The 15,334-nt window shown below is 56.0% G+C and carries 12 protein-coding genes and 1 pseudogene; 12 read left to right on the forward strand and 1 reads right to left on the reverse strand.

The features are described from left to right. Nucleotides 1-34 precede the first annotated feature (34 nt). The 12 genes from FHS09_RS02600 (at nt 35) to FHS09_RS02650 (ending at nt 12,959) form a co-directional block, all read left to right on the forward strand. On the forward strand, nt 35-574 hold the full coding sequence (locus tag FHS09_RS02600) for a hypothetical protein (protein ID WP_183456409.1): 540 nt from the start codon (nt 35-37) through the stop codon (nt 572-574). Next, nucleotides 571-756, forward strand: a complete 186-nt coding sequence (locus tag FHS09_RS02605; RefSeq protein ID WP_183456411.1) for a hypothetical protein — start codon at nt 571-573, stop codon at nt 754-756. Before FHS09_RS02600 ends, FHS09_RS02605 begins: the two co-directional genes overlap by 4 nt. Further along, nucleotides 749-874 (forward strand): hypothetical protein, encoded by a 126-nt coding sequence (locus tag FHS09_RS23040; protein WP_281383055.1) that lies wholly within the window; start codon nt 749-751, stop codon nt 872-874. The genes FHS09_RS02605 and FHS09_RS23040 overlap by 8 nt, the downstream gene beginning before the upstream one ends. 145 nt (nt 875-1,019) lie before the next feature. Then, a complete protein-coding gene (locus tag FHS09_RS02610) occupies nt 1,020-1,271 on the forward strand; it encodes a hypothetical protein (RefSeq protein WP_183456413.1) in 252 nt (83 codons plus the stop codon). 181 nt (nt 1,272-1,452) lie between these two features. Then, nucleotides 1,453-2,277 (forward strand): hypothetical protein, encoded by an 825-nt coding sequence (locus tag FHS09_RS02615; RefSeq protein ID WP_183456416.1) that lies wholly within the window; start codon nt 1,453-1,455, stop codon nt 2,275-2,277. Nucleotides 2,278-2,482: 205 nt separating this feature from the next. Beyond that, a complete protein-coding gene (locus tag FHS09_RS02620) occupies nt 2,483-2,713 on the forward strand; it encodes a hypothetical protein (protein ID WP_183456418.1) in 231 nt (76 codons plus the stop codon). A gap of 293 nt (nt 2,714-3,006) precedes the next feature. Then, the gene (locus tag FHS09_RS02625; protein ID WP_183456420.1) at nt 3,007-4,383 is read left to right on the forward strand and encodes a hypothetical protein; all 1,377 of its coding nucleotides are present in this window, start codon (nt 3,007-3,009) and stop codon (nt 4,381-4,383) included. Between the two features lie 130 nt (nt 4,384-4,513). Next, a complete protein-coding gene (locus tag FHS09_RS02630; RefSeq protein ID WP_183456422.1) occupies nt 4,514-7,648 on the forward strand; it encodes a type I restriction endonuclease subunit R in 3,135 nt (1,044 codons plus the stop codon). A gap of 184 nt (nt 7,649-7,832) precedes the next feature. Then, nucleotides 7,833-8,837: a RhuM family protein gene (locus FHS09_RS02635; protein ID WP_183456424.1), complete on the forward strand. Its 1,005-nt coding sequence runs from the start codon at nt 7,833-7,835 to the stop codon at nt 8,835-8,837. 165 nt (nt 8,838-9,002) lie between these two features. Further along, nucleotides 9,003-11,438, forward strand: a complete 2,436-nt coding sequence (locus tag FHS09_RS02640; protein ID WP_183456426.1) for a TOTE conflict system archaeo-eukaryotic primase domain-containing protein — start codon at nt 9,003-9,005, stop codon at nt 11,436-11,438. Beyond that, a complete protein-coding gene (locus tag FHS09_RS02645; RefSeq protein ID WP_183456428.1) occupies nt 11,431-12,624 on the forward strand; it encodes a hypothetical protein in 1,194 nt (397 codons plus the stop codon). Before FHS09_RS02640 ends, FHS09_RS02645 begins: the two co-directional genes overlap by 8 nt. Then, nucleotides 12,621-12,959 (forward strand): hypothetical protein, encoded by a 339-nt coding sequence (locus tag FHS09_RS02650; RefSeq protein WP_183456429.1) that lies wholly within the window; start codon nt 12,621-12,623, stop codon nt 12,957-12,959. Before FHS09_RS02645 ends, FHS09_RS02650 begins: the two co-directional genes overlap by 4 nt. 319 nt (nt 12,960-13,278) lie before the next feature. On the opposite strand, the pseudogene FHS09_RS02655 reads toward FHS09_RS02650, so the two are convergent. Next, nucleotides 13,279-15,334, reverse strand: a pseudogene (locus tag FHS09_RS02655) (hypothetical protein); the annotation flags it as partial.

The raw sequence follows: 15,334 nt of genomic DNA on the forward strand, positions 1-15,334 counted from the left end.
CCCACAGACCGCTAAATCAAGGAGGAAACAACCAATGTTCCAATGGCGAGACGATCACCTCAGAACAGAGGAAAGGTACAGGGCTTTGCGTGAAATTACTTACGAGGCCGTGATGGAGGAGTACCCGGAAATCACCGCAAAAGACATCTCTATCAGGGATGCGTTCACCGCAGATTCCTGGAAGCATATTGACGGTGACACTGCCCGCACACGGAGGGGAAGCTGGGACTGGGCCAGAGAATATCCCTACTACAAGAAAAAACCCAATCGCTTTGAAATATCCCTTTGGCGTGGTGGCGTTCTCGGAGCTCTGTCCTACGGGCAGACCTCCAAGAGCGGCACCAGGGTCAGGATGAACCTGATAGAGTCCATACCGCTACGCCCCACGCCGCTCGGCATGAGGGCTTTGCCGGTACTTTCATATGCCGCAGCGGCCTTTGCGCACCTGGTTGGTGCAGATGAACTCTGGGTGCTGGACCCAGATCCTTCCCTTGAAGGACTATATATGCAAGAAGGGTTCGGCTCCCGAACCTATTATCACGGCAAACGCGTTGGCCAGAGGATAGTATTATGATCCCAGACCCAAACACAAAAGAAGGCCGCGAGGAAATTGCACGCAGGCTGAAGAAAGTGAAAAAAGAAGGGGCGAAATCTAGAAAGCGAGCGCTCAAGGATATTGACAGTGAGCCATCAGGAAAACTCACCAACCCCAGCGATATTGACAGAGTCAGAGATCGGAGAGACGAAGATGAATAACCCTTCAACAGAAAAAGAAAAGCTGAAGCAACAAATACAAAACAACAAACTCAAGATCAAACAAAAAGCCAAGGGAATAGAAAAGGCTATCAAAGCCAACTCTGCCCAGAAGCGTTAATTGAGCCGGACGCACGGAGCCCAAGGGCTCCTCGCCGATTGACCATTTCGGAGCACTGGTCGCCAACAGCACTTGATCCAGCAGGGCATACGTTACGCACGTCACCGACGCCGGTTTGCTGATGAGCAGCTCTATACGAAGAAAAATGCGTGAATTCACCCAAACGATTGATGAGAAATTATTCAACCTGCTCTGGCGCTCACTAAGTGAACGAGAAGCGGAAATTTCTCACGAAATAGAAGCTGATCTAGACTCAGACGAGTCAGCGCTCTTAGGTAATGATCTTGTCTACTTGAGGCTTTGCATGAAAGATCTGGAAAAAAAGGCAAAGGAAGCCCGCTTCTCTGAATCGGCCTTTTCTCTGGATGATGGCTACATAGATCTTTCGGAGCTCTGAGGCTTGCGCAGCAGAGCCCGAAGGCCTGAAAATTGGTGGAACTGACGATTTGAGCGTACGAAGAGCAATCAAGGAGCAAAAGGACGCTCCATGACCGGGCACTGCCATTTCAGCGGCCCGGACTTGCATAACAGGCCGCAGATTGAACAAAGAATATACAAAAGACTATAAGGAAATAACCGTGAAAATAATACTAAGAATCCTGGCACTCACCGTACTTTACTGGCCTTTCCTCGCTTTTGCCGACCTTTCGGAAAACAACCTGGTGCCAAAAGAGGAGATGAATTTCGCCAAAGATTATCTGGGGAAATTAAGAAACCGGGACTTTGACTATGTGACGGGCCTTATGGACCCCGAGATAGCCTCCGATGTTTCCCCGGAAAAACTGGAACATATGCTCTCTTTCTTTCCCGAAGGCAAACTGCTTTCCACTGAACTCATCGGTTCACGGGTACATACCATCAACGGCGTATGGACAGGCAATTTCACCTTTGAGTATCAGTTTAAGGGCGGCTGGGCCCTGGCCAATGCGGCCATGAAGCGGGTAGATGGGAAAACCACCGTTATTGGCCTCAATGTGTACCGAACACCGGCATCGCAAAAGGAGCTGAACCGGTTTTCCCTATCCGGCAAGTCGACTCTTCACTATCTGCTGTTAGCGATGAGTATTATTGTTCCGGTGTTCATCCTGGTCACACTCGTATTCTGTATAAAAACGCCCATTCAAAAGCGCAAATGGCTGTGGATTCTGTTTGTTCTGTTCGGCATAGGGTCGATCAGCCTCAACTGGACCTCCGGGGCCTACCAGATAAAAATCCTGCACCTCCAGCTTTTTGGTGCCGGGGCAACATACGCGAGCGAGTATTCGCCATTGCTACTCACGGTCGGAATACCGCTGGGAGCCATAATCTTCTGGTTCAAGCGCCGTACATTGATTGCGCAGAGCAGGGCCGGAGATTCGGATCAGCAGGAGGCCCATCCTGAACCAGAGGAGCGTTCAGTTTAATACTCATCAACCATGGAACAAGGAGCATAATGGATCATGACAACCGAGTGTATGCAGCCATGCTGGGCGCAGACGAAATCCGGGTCATGAAACCGACATCGGCAAAGGCCAGAGATCACTACGCATCCTTTGGCTACGAATATGTGAGCCAGGAACACAAACCTTCCCTGCCTGATTACTGTGTAATGAAATTGAGGTGAACAGCATGGACAAAGATATCCAAAAGGCGCTCGAAGAAGCGAAGAAACGCCTCGATAAAATGAAACCAGGAATCGAGAAACGACATAAAAAAGGGTTGGAAAACAGCACCGAGGAACCCGAAGGCCTGAAAAGCGGCGGGACTAACGATTTGACGAAGCGAAGAGCAATCAAGGAGCAAAAGGATGAAAAACTCCCCTTGAAGGCGCAAACCGCGCCGATATGGAAAAGGCATTGAAAGAAGTGATGGAACGGGTAAAACAGAAAGAATCTCAGCTCAAAAACAACACCCAGCAGGCCCAGCTCAAGCGCAGTATTGAGCGCAAGTAATCAGATCCGGACTTGGCAGGCATGCAATTGGAAAGTCTGATGAACGGCGCCAATATCGGCTTCCGGTACCGGCAAGGTTGATGTGCGAAACCAGCAGCTGACACCGGCTGCATCCGAAGTCGGACACGAAGCAGTCTAGCGCCCAAGTAACACACAATTAAAACAACTTAATTCCGACCAAAATAATTAGGGCTGTACAAAATGGAAACTAAATTACCTGACCTGATAAAATCTCTTGAGTCCCTACAGGGAACTATTATCTCAGCAAACATTAACGAGCCAGGATTTTCTCGATACGGCTGGAATCAAATACACCTGAACAAGGATGACATTTCTTATTTTATAGGAAATTTTGTTGACAAGCTAAAAGAATACGGTAACTCTCCAATTACAAAAGGATTGGAAAATACTATTGAGAGCCACGTAGCGAATATCGACAGGTTAAATGATACATCTACTCGTCACTTTAATGACAATGCACAAAATCTATTACATATAGTCCCAAGCATCCTACTAACTCTAAATACTATTTTTAGCGACGTCGAATTTGAATTATTTTCCTACGAAAATATTCAAGATAAGAAGCTACTACCTCGCGGCCTCACCACCAGACTAAGAGGAGTCAAAAACCAAATAGACTCCATCAGTGAATCAAGTGCTTCACTGGAAGAGAAAATAGGCATCATCAATGACGCTCATGAAGCGGCTGAATCTTTGCCCACCGACTTAGCCAGCCTAAAAGATGCAAAGAAGCAACTGGACATCTTGCTCAAGTCCGCAGACCAAGAGCTAGCGACAGCAAAAAAAGAGATAGAAAAAATTAAGGAAGAAGCAATTTCATTGAAAAATGAAATAAAAAAATTTAGCGAGGAAGCAGAATTATTAAGAGAACGAGCCTCCAAAAATGCGAATTTGACATCAAAACTTGTCGAAGAATGCGACGACGCGCTTCAGATTACTACAACTCAAGGGTTGGCTGCTGGCTTCGACCAAAAGGCCAAGGAGTTAAAGAGATCAATCTGGATATGGATAATTGGCCTTTTAATAGCACTAATTGCAGGATCTTGGATTGGATCAAACAGAGTTTCAGCATTGACAGAAGCATTAAATCATGAACTAACTCTCGGCCAAGTAGTTCTACACGTCATCATGTCTATATTTTCTATCGGCGGGTCATTATGGTTAGCTTGGATATCCACACAGCAGATAAATCAAAGATTCAAGCTGTCTGAAGATTACTCTTATAAGGCGACAGTATCCAAATCGTTTACTGGATTCAAAAAGTTTGCGGAACGATTCGATCCACACACAGAAGAAAGACTATTTAATTCTACACTTGACCGGCTAGATGAAATGCCATTGCGACTAATAGAAGGCAAAGACTACAACAGTCCATGGCACGAGTTTACTGACTCAGAAGCATTCAAAAATGCTGCTGCAACTTTTCCAACACTAGCCAAAGAAGCAGGAAAATTCGCCAATCGAGCAAACCTAAGAGGGAGGCCTAAGCAGCCTAGCACGACAAAGGCAACTGAAACCAAGACTACCGAACATGCTCAAGAGCCTGAAGAATCGTAAAGGTCCACAGAAACGTTCCAAGGGTAACCTACTCCCTATTTGTTCTGCTGTGCGCTCACATTTTTGCATTAAATCCGCGAGAATATGGCGTTGCTCAGCTCGTTACAAGAATCAATAAAGGAAAGAAACATTGGCCGACAACAGGGAAACCCAGTTCCAGCAGGACATAGTCCGCGAACTCACCGGCGCCGGCTGGCTGCTCGGCAGTTCGGCTCAGTACGACCGCGCGCGAGCGCTCTACCCGGAGGATCTGCTCGCCTATGTGCAGGAAACCCAGCCCGAGCAGTGGGCCAAGTTTGCGCGCAACTACCCGGACGATCCGGAAACCGCGCTGCTGAACGCCACCGAGCGGGCGCTGAAGAAAGACGGCACCCTGAAAACCCTGCGCGGGCGCATCAAGGACCGCGGGGCCAAGCTGCGGGTGTGCACCTTCAAGCCGGACCACGACAAGAACCCGGACACCCTCAAGCTGTATGCCCAGAATCGCCTGCGTGTGGTGCCTGAGCTGATCTACAGCCCACACGGTTACGACGGCCGCATCGATCTGACCCTGTTCGTGAACGGCCTGCCGGTAGCTACCCTGGAACTCAAGTCTGCCTTCAAACAGAGCCTGGAGAACGCCAAGCTCCAGTATATGCGCGACCGTCAGCCCAAAGACCCAGCCACCAAACAGCCGGAACCCCTGCTGGCGTTCAAACGGGGTACGCTGGTGCATTTCGCGGTGAGCCAGTATGAGGTGGCCATGACCACCCGGCTCGCCGGCATGAGCACTTTCTTCCTGCCGTTCAACAAAGGCACCAGCGACGGCGGCGCCGGCAACGACCAGCCCGCCGAGGGCTATGCCACCGGTTACCTGTGGCAAGAGGTACTGCAGCGCGACAGCCTGCTGAATATTCTCGGCCGCTTTATGCACCTGCAGGAGGAGTGGAAGGAGGACTGGCAGGGCAAGAAGATCAAGAAAGAAACCATGATCTTTCCCCGCTATCACCAGCTGGATGCGGTGCGCTCCCTGTTGGCGGCCACCAGTGTTGAGGGCACCGGCCACAAGTACCTGATCCAGCACTCCGCCGGTTCCGGCAAATCCAACTCCATCGCCTGGCTGTCGCACCAGCTGGCCTCTCTGCACGATGCTGCGAGTAACCAGGTATTCGACTCGGTGATCGTGATTACCGACCGCACTGTGCTGGATTCCCAGTTGCAGGACACCATTTACCAGTTCGAGCACGCCGAGGGCGTGGTGGCGCGCATCAGCCGCGAGGATGGCGAGGGCAGCAAGTCGGAGCAGTTGGCGGCGGCGCTGGCTGCCGGTACGCCGATCATTATCGTCACTATCCAGACCTTCCCCTTTGTGCTGAAAGCCATTCAGGAATCCACCGGACTCAAGGATCGCCGCTTTGCAGTGATCGCGGACGAGGCGCACAGTTCCCAGACCGGCGCTACCGCCCGTCAGCTGCGCGAGGTGCTGATGGCCGAGCAGTTGGCGGAAGACGAAGAGGTGGATGGTGAAGATGTGCTGGCGGCTACCCTGGAAGCGCGCCGGGGCTCACCCAATATCAGCTACTACGCCTTTACCGCCACTCCCAAAGCCAAAACCCTGGAACTGTTTGGCCGCCCGGATATGTCCCGCCCGGCGGCGGATGACAACACGCCCGAGCCCTTCCACATCTACAGCATGCGCCAGGCCATCGAGGAGGGTTTTATCCTCGACGTGCTGCGGAACTACATTACCTATAACCAGGCCTACAAGCTGGCGCACGCCAACCCGGAAAAAGACAAAGAGGTCGAGAGCAAACGCGCGGCCACCCAGGTGGCCAAATGGGTACGCCTGCACCCCTACAATATCGCGCAAAAGGTGGAGGTGATCGTCGAGCACTTCTACCGCACAGTGGCCCGCGAACTGAATGGCGAGGCCAAGGCGATGGTAGTTACCAGCAGCCGCAAGGAGGCGGTGCGCTACAAGCTGGCCTTCGACAAATATGTGCGGGAAAAGGGTTACAAGAACGTCAGCGCCATGGTGGCCTTCTCGGGCGAGGTGATCGACAAAGAGCACATCGCGGAGCCATTTACCGAGCGGAATATGAATCCCGGCCTCAGGGGCCGCGATATGCGCAAGGCTTTCGACACCAACGAGTACCAGGTGATGCTGGTGGCGAACAAATTCCAGACCGGGTTCGACCAGCCCAAGCTGGTGGCCATGTATGTGGACAAGAAGCTCACCGGCGTTGACTGTATCCAGACCCTGTCGCGCCTGAACCGCACCTACCCCGGTAAGGAAAACACCTACGTCCTCGACTTCGTCAACGATCCCGAGGATGTACTGAGCGAATTCAAGAAGTATTACCAGACCGCCGAGCTGGAGAGCGTATCGGACCCGAATCTGATCTACGAGATTCAGACCAGCCTGATGGACGAGCGCCTGTTCCAATGGCACGAGGTGGAGGCTCTGGCCAACGCCTTCTTCGACCCCAGGGCGTCCCAGGACAAACTGACCCGCCACTGCAAACCGGCGGTGGACCGCTACCAGCACCGCTACAACGATGTGATGGAATCCGTCCGTGTTGCCCAGACGGCAGTGAAGGAGGCCGAAGTACGCGGTAACGAGGCCCAGCAGGCCAACGCTGTCTCACGCCTGAAAGAAGCCAAGGAAATGAAGGATGTTCTGGATACCTTCAAGCGCAACCTGCAAGCTTTTGTGCGCTTCTACGAATTCTGCAGCCAGATCGTCGACTTCGATGACGAAGAGCTGGAACAACTGGCGGTCTACTGCAAGCATCTCTACCCGCTACTGAAAATGGAGCAGACCGAAGAGGATATCGACCTCAGCCTGCTGCAGATGACCCACTACAAACTCTACGAGGCCCGCCAGCAGCGCCTGAGCCTGGGGGAGAAGGAAGGCGAGTACAAGCTCAAGGGCATTACGTCCGTCGGCTCCCACACGCCCAGGGACCAGGAAACCGAGCTGCTGTCGCAGATTCTGGAACGGTTGAATGACTTGTTTACCGGTGAAAACCTCACCGATAAGGACCGCATCAACTGGTTCAACGCGATCAAGGACAAGGTTGAGGAAAACGAAAAGGTGATGGACCAGATCCGCAACAACACCACGGAGCAGACCATGCTGGGGGACTACCCAAAGGCGGTGGACGATGCGGTAATCGGCAGCATGGGCGCGCACAGTGAGCAGTCCACCGGTTACCTGTCCAGTGAACGGCTGGCGCAGGAGGTCAGGGCATTGGTGTTGGCCGCAATCAAGCGGGGATTGTAAGCGGGAGAAAGTGAAAGGCGGTCAGATTGGAGAGTGTGGAGATTTATGTGCCACCTGACCGTTACTGGACATATACTTCATAGACTGTATATTTAACCAGCATAAAAACGCGAAAACGCTGGACATCCACTTCTCACCCAGCATGCGGGTAAGCGAGGCGGCCTGAGCAGCCCGGAAAGGAACCGTGAGCGAACAGCAAATACAGATCTACACCTCTCCGGATGGCCGGGTGCAACTGGAAGTCACCCAGGACGCCGAAACCCTTTGGCTGACCCAGGAACAGATGGCGGAGCTTTTTGGCATCCAGCGCCCCGCCATTACCAAGCACCTGGGCAACATCTTCAAAAGTGGGGAGTTGGATGAGCAGGTGGTATGTTCCATTTTGGAACATACCACCCGGCACGGCGCCATAGCCGGGAAAACCCAGACCAGCAAGCGCAAACACTACAACCTGGACGCCATCATCTCCGTTGGCTACCGGGTAAACTCCGGCCACGCCACCCAGTTCCGCATCTGGGCCACCAACACCCTGAAGCAGCACTTGGTAGAGGGCTATACCCTGAATCGACGCCGCCTGCGGGAGCGCGGCATCGAGTTCGAACAGGCGGTCAAGCTGCTGTCGCGCACCCTGAGCAATCAACAGCTTGTGAACGATGACGGCCAGGCGGTCATCACTGTGATCCAGGACTACGCCCGCAGTTGGAGCCTGCTGCAGGGCTACGACGAGCAAAGTCTGTCGGAGCAAAGTGGCAAACAGGCCGATATGCGCTCATTCCCGCTGGAAGAGGCACTGGCGGCTGTCGGGGCACTCAAGCGGGAACTGATCGACAAGGGAGAGGCCTCGGAACTCTTCGGCCAGCTGCGCGGCGATGGCCTGGCCTCGGCACTGGCAACCATAGAACAGGGCTTTGGCGACGAGCTCTTCTACCCCAATATTGCCAGCCGCGCCGCCCATCTGCTCTACTTCGTAATCAAGAACCATCCGCTGGCCGATGGCAACAAGCGCACTGGTTCCTTCCTGTTCCTCTGGTACCTGCGTATCAACCGGCACCTGCTGGCCAAGCCAGTAGAAGTACTGATCAACGACAATACGCTGGTGGCGCTGGCCCTGCTGGTGGCCGAGAGTTTGCCGGAACAGAAGGAACTGATGATCCGGCTGGTGGAACACTTTGTGCTGTTGAGGGAGTAGCCGCAGTTTGGATAAGAGGGCGTACCGGTGGCAAAGAACTTGATCCGTGAGGACCGTACCGAACAAAGGAGAAATGCGACAGGTGTTTGAGCTGATCGTCGATTTTGCAGCTCATGGCAAGAAATGGACGGCGTGACCGTAACAGGCCACTCCAATCATCAGATCATGAACGGTAAAGAAAGCGGATATCAAGCGAATGAACCCGGCACCGAGCCGGAGGCTGAACTGCAAAAGCTGCGCGAGGAGAACGCCGGCCTCAAGGCCCTGCTGACCCGCCACGGTATCGCCTGGGAGAAACCTCCTGTGGCTGAGCAAGCAGAAACACCTCCGCAACGGATACCCGTCACAACCCATTTCACCACCGGAGAAAAGATCGCCCTCTTCCGCCGCTTGTTCCGGGGCCGCACCGATGTCTACCCGTTGCGCTGGGAATCCGCCAAGGGTAAATCCGGCTATTCACCGGCCTGCAGCAACGAGTGGAAACCCGGCATCTGTCACAAGCCCAAGATCAAATGCGGCGATTGCAGCCAACGCCTGCTGCTGCCCGTGACGGACCAGGTGATCTACGATCATCTGGCGGGAAAACAGACCGTCGGCATCTATCCCCTCTTGGCCGACGAAAGCTGCTATTTCCTGGCCGCCGATTTCGACAAAGCCGACTGGCGCGAGGATACCAGGGCCTTCATGCAATCCTGCCAGGAACTAGCAATACCCGCGGCACTGGAAATCTCCCGCTCCGGTCAAGGCGCGCATGTGTGGATATTCTTTGCTGAGCCGGTTCCCGCCCGCGAGGCCCGACAGCTGGGCGCCGCGCTGATCAGCCACACCTGCGAGCGCAACCGCCAGCTGTCCCTGGAGAGCTACGATCGCCTTTTCCCCAACCAGGACACAATGCCCAAAGGCGGTTTCGGCAACCTGATTGCACTTCCCCTGCAAAGGGCGCCGCGCCAACTGGGGCGCAGTGTATTCGTCGATGAGAACCTGGAACCCCATCTGGATCAATGGGCCTTTCTCGCTTCGATCCAACCGCTTTCCAAAGCGGACCTGGAGGACGCTATTCTGCGTGCCAGCGGCGGACGGCACCCACTGGACGTCGGCTTTGCCGTGGAAAGTGAAGACGGCAAGCCATGGCAACGCCCTGCTCACGCTCCCGAGAAGGTTTCCCGGCCACTGCCGGAATTCCTGCCCCTGGTACTGGCCAACCAGATTTTTATCCCCAAGGCCGACCTACCCCAAGCATTGGCCAATCGCCTGATCCGGCTCGCGGCCTTACAGAATCCGGAATTCTACAAGGCCCAGGCCATGCGCCTGCCGGTCTGGAATAAACCGCGCGTTATCGGCTGCGCCGAGAACTATCCCCAGCATATCGGCCTGCCGAGAGGGTGCCTCGATGCCGCACTGTCGTTACTGGACGAACACCATATTCGCCCCGAGATTCGGGATGAGCGCCTGTCGGGGCACAAGGTGCGCGCCAAGTTCACCGGCACCCTGCGCAAGGACCAGAAAGCAGCGGTAAGGGAGATGCTCCGGCACGAAACTGGAGTCCTCTGCGCCCCCACTGCGTTCGGTAAGACGATCACCGCCGCGGCACTGATCGCGAGACGCAAAGTCAGCACTCTGATCCTGGTGCACCGTACCGAGCTGCTAAACCAATGGCAGGAACGGCTGAACAGCTTTCTCGAACTTTCCAAAGGAAGCCTCGGGGCTATCGGCGGCGGCAGGAAAAAACCTTCGGAAGATATCGACATCGCCGTCATGCAGTCGCTGTCGCGCAAGGATGAAGAAGACTTGGATGCGCTGCTGGATAGTTACGGGCAGATTATCGTCGACGAGTGCCACCACTTGTCGGCATTCTCCTTTGAGGCAATCCTCAAGCGGGCCAAGGCCCGCTTTGTACTCGGGCTGACCGCCACACCGGTGCGGCGCGACGGCCACCAGCCGATCATCTTCATGCAGTGCGGACCCATCCGCCATAGCGCCGCCAGACCGGAAACCGCCCCAACGCAACTGGAAGTCTGGCCCAGATATCTTGTCCCTCCGGAGATTCCGCCTGATTCACCGATTCAGGAGGTGTTCCGTATTCTCGCCAATGACACCGCACGCAATAGGCAGATTACCGGGGATGTACTGGCTGCCTATCAGGAGGGGCGCAAGGTGCTGTTGCTCAGTGAGCGCACGGATCACTTACCGCTGCTGCGGGAGGCCTTGGGCGATGAGGTCGAACACTGCTTTGTCCTGCACGGCCGTTTATCCAAAAAGCAGAGAGCGGCGGTACTCTCCGAACTGGATTCTCTGGACGAATCTGCTCCACGTGCCCTTCTTGCCACCGGTCGCCTGATCGGCGAAGGCTTTGACCACCCGCCACTCGATACGCTGGTCCTTGCCATGCCAATTTCCTGGAAGGGAACATTGCAGCAGTATGCCGGCCGTCTGCACCGTCAACACATCGACAAGCAGAACGTGCGCATTTACGATTACGCCGAACCAGATCAACCTCAGCTCGCCCGCATGTGGGACAAGCGCCAGCGCGGTTACCGGGCTATGGGCTATCTGATCAAAGCGACTGCCCTTCTTTTTTCCGGTGACAGAAACCATGAGTGAATACCAATATTACGAATTTTCTGCCATCGACCAACCGCTTACTTCGAAACAGCAGGCCGAGCTGCGCGCCCGCTCCACCCGCGCCACCATCACCGCCACCGGCTTTACCAACGAATATCACTGGGGCGACCTGAAGAGCGATCCGCAGGCGTGGATGCGGCGCTATTTCGACGCGCACGTATACTCTGCCAACTGGGGCACTTGCAGGCTGCTGATGCGCCTGCCGCGGCCCGCGTTGGAAGCATCTGTCCTGGCGGAATTCATCCAAACGGCTCCCACCGGGAAGCGGCTGCGCTACTGGGATTCCTTTGAGTCCTGCGCCACTCCCGAGCACTGGATACTGGGCTGGCATTTTTTGGACGAGGAACACGAGCACGAGCGCTTCTGGAGCGAAACGGACGGCCCCGGCTGGCTCGGCCGTTTGCTGCCCCTGCGCGACGAACTGCTGCGCGGCGATACCCGTCCCCTGTATTTGGGCTGGCTGGCGGGTGTATGCGCAAACGAAATCGACGATGACGAATCCGAACCGCCGCTACCTCCAGGTCTGCAAACGCTGAGTGCTGCGCAGACTGCATTGGCGGACTTCCTGATGATCGACCCTGACTGGCTCACCGCCGCGGCCGCCGCCAGCCCTGCCCAGGAAAACCCCAAAACAACTTCCGATATGGATGCCTGGCTCAACGCCCAGCCCGCAAACAAACTGCGCGCTACTGTACGCCTGATGCTCGAAGGGAAAAGCCAGGAAGCGGAGCGTTCGCTACGCGGAGAATTCCTCGCATGGCAGCGAGCGCAATCGCCAGCGCACAAAATAACCCCGCGCAGGACAGTAGCGGAGATCGCGGAAGGCCGGGAGAAAGCGCGCGCCCGGCGCCTGGAAAGAGAGCGCAGGGAGCGCGCCGCACAGCAAGCCAAGCGCCGCGCCGAACGCGGGAAATACCTGGCGCAGCTCGCCCGCACGCAGGGAACTGCCTGGGCGGTAATCAGCAAAACGCTGGAGCGAGGTTCGGGCGCAGCCTACGACCAGGCGCTACAGCAGACGAAGGAACTGTGCGAGGCACTGGCCGCAGCCGGACGGGAACAGGACTTCCGCAAAGGTCTGCACAAGCTACTGCGCAGCCACGGCCAGCGCGGCGCCTGGATAAAGCGGCTGACAAAGGCTGGCCTCCTGGAGGAAGTTGAAGCATGACACGCAACAATAGCAATACCTATTGCGGTACCTGGCGTATCGTCGATATGGAAATTGGGGACGCGGACTACCTGGACATGGAAGTGCCCGCCTTCCTGACCATCCACCGCGATCTTACTGGCGAGTTCCAGTTCGGGCTGGTGCAGGGCGAACTGGACGGGCGTCTGGAAACATCGAACGGTGAAACCCACTTCGATTTCTCCTGGTCCGGGTTCGACGAAATGGATCCTATCAGCGGGCGCGGATGGCTGCTTCTCGACGGCGATACCGCTCGGGGCCGTTTTTATTTTCATTTGGGGGACGACTCGGGTATTACCGTCGAGCGCCGGCACTAACCACTGCACTGGTAACAGACGCGCCATAATGTCCACAGCACCGGCTTCCTAGTAACACAGGCCGGGGGCTTACCGCTCCCGGGAAATGAGGAAACCCCATGTACCACCGAGAGAAACACAAGCGCGACCACCGCGCGCGGCCGATAGAGTTATATTTAATGCCGGGCTGTGCCGCCTATCTTCGGATAGGCAGCATTTTTATTGCGCTCAAAGAGAAAAGAATACCCGCTCATCGCCATCCAAATTCAAGCCTGAATTCGATGGATTGGGTCCAAAGAGCGTTCCATTAGTCGGATATATTGCCCCTTGAGCCCAACTGCTAGTCCTCCACCAAGGGGTTGCTGCCACCGGCAGATTCGTAGCGATTACTGACGCCATCCCCATCGGGGTCTTCACTGCCATCCAGGGCGCTGAATTGGTTGAAACCGTAATTTGACTCCCAAAAATCAGGCATGGAATCCCGGTCGCTGTCCCTGCTATAAAGCGGATTCAGCGGATAGCGGTCCAGATTGTCATTGACGCCGTCACCATCGGAATCGGCGCTATTCGGGTCGGTGCCCAATTTGAACTCCTGCAGCGGAGTCAAACCGTCAGTGTCTCCGATATAGGGATCGTTGGCATCCCAGGCCCCAAACTGGTCCAGCCCGTTGGCCAACTCCCATTCATTGGGCAGGCCATCCCCATCCGCATCCAATCGGTAGCGGCTGTCCGCAGGAGCAATATCTTCGCCATCCGTAATGCCGTCATCGTCCGAGTCGAAAGCCTCTGGGTCAGATCCTATTTCGAACTCAGAAAGATTACTGAGTCCATCGCCGTCGAAATCCTCAGCGGCGTCATGCGAAAATTCGTCGCTGAGGAATTGATATTGCAGCTCGAATGCGCCGGGCAGGCCATCGCCATCCTGGTCGCTGTGGTAACTGGCACTCAGCGGCCACAAATCCATTCCATCGGCGATGCCATCGCCGTCGGTATCCGCCAAATCTATCCGGCTTCCGACCAGATACTCCTGCAGGTTTGAAAGCCCGTCAGCGTCAAAATCCGAGGCCGCGTCTGCCGGGTTGAACGGAGAGAGGCCATGGGATTCCTCCCATGCGTTGGGTAGACCATCGCCATCGTCATCCCGGGCTCTTGTCGGGTCCAGCGGCCATTGGTCTTCGCTGTCCGGTTCGCCGTCGTTGTCGGTATCCGGGTTGTGGGGATCGGTGCCCTGTTCGAACTCTCGGCGGTTGCGCGCGCCGTCGCCGTCCGGGTCTTCGCCGCCGTCGTAGGTGTTGCTGTCGCTGAAGCCGTATTGCGCCTCCCACATTTCCGGCATGCCGTCGCGGTCGCTGTCGAAGCGGTAGAGCATGTTCAGCGGGTAGCGGTCGGTGCCGTCCGGTTCACCGTCCATGTCGCTGTCCAGGTTGTGGGGGTCGGTGCCCTGCTGGTATTCCCGCAGGTTGCTCAGGCCGTCGTTGTCGAAGTCAAAGCCGGCATCCCAGGGATCGCTGTCGTAGAGGCCGTGTTCCTGTTCCCATTCGTCCGGCAGGCCGTCGTTGTCCTGGTCCCGGGTGTATTTGGGATTGGTCGGGACCGGGTCTTCGCCGTCCATTGTGCCGTCGCGGTCGCTGTCCGGGTCTTCCGGGTTGGTGCCGGCGGTGTATTCCTGCAGGTTGCTGAGACCGTCTGCGTCGAAGTCTTCCGCCGCGTCGTCCGGGAAGCTGTCGTTCAGGAAGGGATATTGCTGTTCGTAAGCTTCCGGCAGGCCGTCCTGGTCGAAGTCGTATTTGTAGGCGGCATTCAACGGGAAGGCATCTTCGCCGTCCCTCACGCCATCGAAGTCGCTGTCTTCGAAGTCGATGCGGGTTCCTGCCCGGTATTCTTCCAGGTTGCTGAGGCCGTCACCGTCCTGGTCCTGTTCGGCGTCCAGGGGATCGGCTTCGTTCAGGCCGTGGGTGATTTCCCAGGCGTCGGGAATGCCGTCGCCGTCCATGTCCCTGGCTTTGCTGGGATCTAGGGGCCACCAGTCGAAGCCATCCGGCTCGCCGTCGTTGTCGGTGTCCGGGTTATTCGGATTGGTGCCCTGTTCGAACTCTCGGAGGTTGCGCGCGCCATCGCCGTCCGGGTCTTCGCCGCCGTCGTAGGTGTTGCTGTCGCTGAAGCCGTATTGCGCCTCCCACATTTCCGGCATGCCGTCGCGATCGCGGTCGAAGCGGTAGAGCATGTTCAGCGGGTAGCGGTCGGTGCCATCCGCTTCGCCGTCTTCGTCGCTGTCCGGGTTGTGCGGGTCGGTGCCCAGTTGGTATTCCCGCAGGTTGCTCAGGCCGTCGTTGTCGAAGTCAAAGCCGGCATCCCAGGGATCGCTGTCGTAGAGGCCGTGTTCCTGTTCCCATTCG

This window comes from Microbulbifer rhizosphaerae, assembly GCF_014191725.1.
GTDB classification, from domain to species: Bacteria; Pseudomonadota; Gammaproteobacteria; order Pseudomonadales; family Cellvibrionaceae; genus Microbulbifer; species Microbulbifer rhizosphaerae.

Bases quoted from the DNA above. Each gene is read 5' to 3' on its own strand.
- FHS09_RS02600 (WP_183456409.1), top strand. From the start codon at position 35: ATGTTCCAATGGCGAGACGATCACCTCAGAACAGAGGAAAGGTACAGG.
- FHS09_RS02605 (WP_183456411.1), top strand. From the start codon at position 571: ATGATCCCAGACCCAAACACAAAAGAAGGCCGCGAGGAAATTGCACGC.
- FHS09_RS23040 (WP_281383055.1), top strand. From the start codon at position 749: ATGAATAACCCTTCAACAGAAAAAGAAAAGCTGAAGCAACAAATACAA.
- FHS09_RS02610 (WP_183456413.1), top strand. From the start codon at position 1,020: ATGCGTGAATTCACCCAAACGATTGATGAGAAATTATTCAACCTGCTC.
- FHS09_RS02620 (WP_183456418.1), top strand. From the start codon at position 2,483: ATGGACAAAGATATCCAAAAGGCGCTCGAAGAAGCGAAGAAACGCCTC.
- FHS09_RS02625 (WP_183456420.1), top strand. From the start codon at position 3,007: ATGGAAACTAAATTACCTGACCTGATAAAATCTCTTGAGTCCCTACAG.
- FHS09_RS02640 (WP_183456426.1), top strand. From the start codon at position 9,003: ATGAACGGTAAAGAAAGCGGATATCAAGCGAATGAACCCGGCACCGAG.
- FHS09_RS02645 (WP_183456428.1), top strand. From the start codon at position 11,431: ATGAGTGAATACCAATATTACGAATTTTCTGCCATCGACCAACCGCTT.
- FHS09_RS02650 (WP_183456429.1), top strand. From the start codon at position 12,621: ATGACACGCAACAATAGCAATACCTATTGCGGTACCTGGCGTATCGTC.